2 protein-coding genes are annotated in these 1957 nt (G+C 62.9%); both read right to left on the bottom strand.

Features of this window, described 5'->3' with window-relative positions:
- Positions 1-74: 74 nt before the first annotated feature.
- A complete protein-coding gene (istB, locus tag U4Y90_RS35880; protein ID WP_321801874.1) occupies positions 75-863 on the bottom strand; it encodes an IS21-like element ISRso19 family helper ATPase IstB in 789 nt (262 codons plus the stop codon).
- The gene (gene istA / locus U4Y90_RS35875) at positions 860-1876 is read right to left on the bottom strand and encodes an IS21 family transposase (RefSeq protein WP_321801873.1); all 1017 of its coding nucleotides are present in this window, start codon (positions 1874-1876) and stop codon (positions 860-862) included. Before istA ends, istB begins: the two co-directional genes overlap by 4 nt.
- Positions 1877-1957: the final 81 nt, after the last annotated feature.

Here is a 1957-nt window from a genome sequence, read left to right as displayed (position 1 = left end):
TGTCAACGCCGATTAGAAACTGCCCCACTTTTCGGCGATTCGCCGAAGTAAATCTGACCCACCCGGGTCCTGTGTCACGCGGCCGCTTTCGCGCTTGCCCGCGTTCCTGTTTGTCCAGCTTTTCGCTTGTCCTTCAGCCGGTAGCTCTCGCCACTGATTTGCACGATATGGGCGTGATGCAAGAGTCGGTCGAGCATGGCGGCCGTGAGCGTCTGGTCATCAGCAAACGCCGTGGCCCATTGCGTGAAGGGCAGATTGCTCGTCAAGACGATGGAACCGCGTTCGTAGCGTTTGGCGATGACATTGAAGAACAGGTTCGCTTCGTCCCTCCCGAACGGCAGATAGCCGATTTCGTCGATGACGAGCAGCCGTGGCCCGATGACTGCCCGATTGAAGAACTCTCGCAGGCGGTTCTGCTGCCGCGCCGTCGCCAGTTGCATCATCAGGTCCGCAGCCGTGATGAAGCGTGTCTTGATGCCCGCCTGAGTCGCCCGATAGGCCAGTGCACTGGCGATGTGTGTCTTGCCGACTCCGGAGGGGCCGAGTAACACGACGTTCTCTGCTCGCTCGATGAACGCCAGGCTTGCCAACTCCTGTATCTGAGCCCGTGGCGCACCGCTGGCGAAGCCAAAGTCGTATTGCTCCAGTGTCTTGACGCCGGGCAGCGAGGCGAGCTTCGTGAGTGTCTGGCGCTTACGTTCCTCGCGCGCCGCGAGTTCTGACTGCAGCAGTTGCTCCATGAAGTCGGCGAGGCTCGCATCGGTCGTTGCAGAGTGCTGTGCGAGCGCTCCCCAGTCGCTGGCGATACGGTCGAGCTTCAACTGCGTGCACAGGCCGGCAATCCGTTCGTGCTGGAGATTCATGCGGCGACCTCCAGCAGGGCGTCATACACCGCCAGAGGATGCTGAAGGCTCTCGCGCGGCAGCACCCGGCGCAGCTTCGAGGGCGCAGGGCCTGACACCGATGTTGACGTGGGCAACGGCAACAGCGCTGCCTGCTCGAGTGCCAGCCTCGCGGCCGGTCGCTCGCGCGTGGTGGCGTGCACGCGCACATTGGCGACTTCTGCGAGCCACCGTCCGATGCGCGCATTGGCAGCTTCAACATCCAGCTTCAGCCCCGACTGCTTGAGCGTGGCGGCGAGCGGCACCACAAAGCTCTCCTTCAGATAGCGGTTAAAGCGTTCGACCTTCCCCTTGGTCTTCGCCCGATAGGGCTGGCAGACCTTCGGCGTGAAGCCATAGGTCTCGGCCACAGCCAGCAACTGCGTGTTCCACCGATGCTCGCCTTCGCCGAACGCATCACGTTCGATAACTACGGACTTCGCGTTATCGAACAGCACCTGCTCAGGCGTGCCGCCGAAGTAGGCGAACGCTTCGCGCAGGCACTCGCACAACGTCGCGGCGTCCTCGCCGGCGGTGAAGCGCACGAAGCTCGCACGGCTGTATCCGAGCGTCGCGACCAGCGCCAGTAGCGGTGCGCGGCCACGACGGATGACCGTGAAGTCGGCCTGCATCTGCTTGCCCGGCGGCGTCTCGAACCGCACCACCGGCTCGGGCTCAGCACGCTTGTACGGTGCCAGGAATGCCTTGAGCTGGCTGATACCGCCTTCGTAGCCGGCTTCCTGCACCTCCCGCAGCAGCACTGTCGCTGGAATCCAGTGTGGTCGTGCGGCGTCCACACGCTCGAGCAGATAGTTCTTGAACGGGTCGAGCTTCGTCGGGCGTGGCTCGCGTTGCTTGTAACGGGCTGCCAGACCATCGCGCAGATAGCGGCGCACCGTGTTGCGCGACAAGCCTGTTTGCCGCGCTATCTCACGCACCGCCGCCCCCCGTCTTGCCAATACCTTGATTTCCACTGCTTGCTCCTGAGTCAGCATTGGCGGCAAAAAGCCGCCATCCTCTCCCAGGTGGGTCAGGTTTACTTCGGCGGGTGGGTCAGTTTTACATCGGCGCTAACA

The sequence above is a fragment of the Caballeronia sp. J97 genome (assembly GCF_905220305.1).
Lineage (GTDB): Bacteria > Pseudomonadota > Gammaproteobacteria > Burkholderiales > Burkholderiaceae > Caballeronia.
Note: the sequence above shows the minus strand (reverse complement) of the source record. Positions and strands in the feature narration are given on the sequence as shown.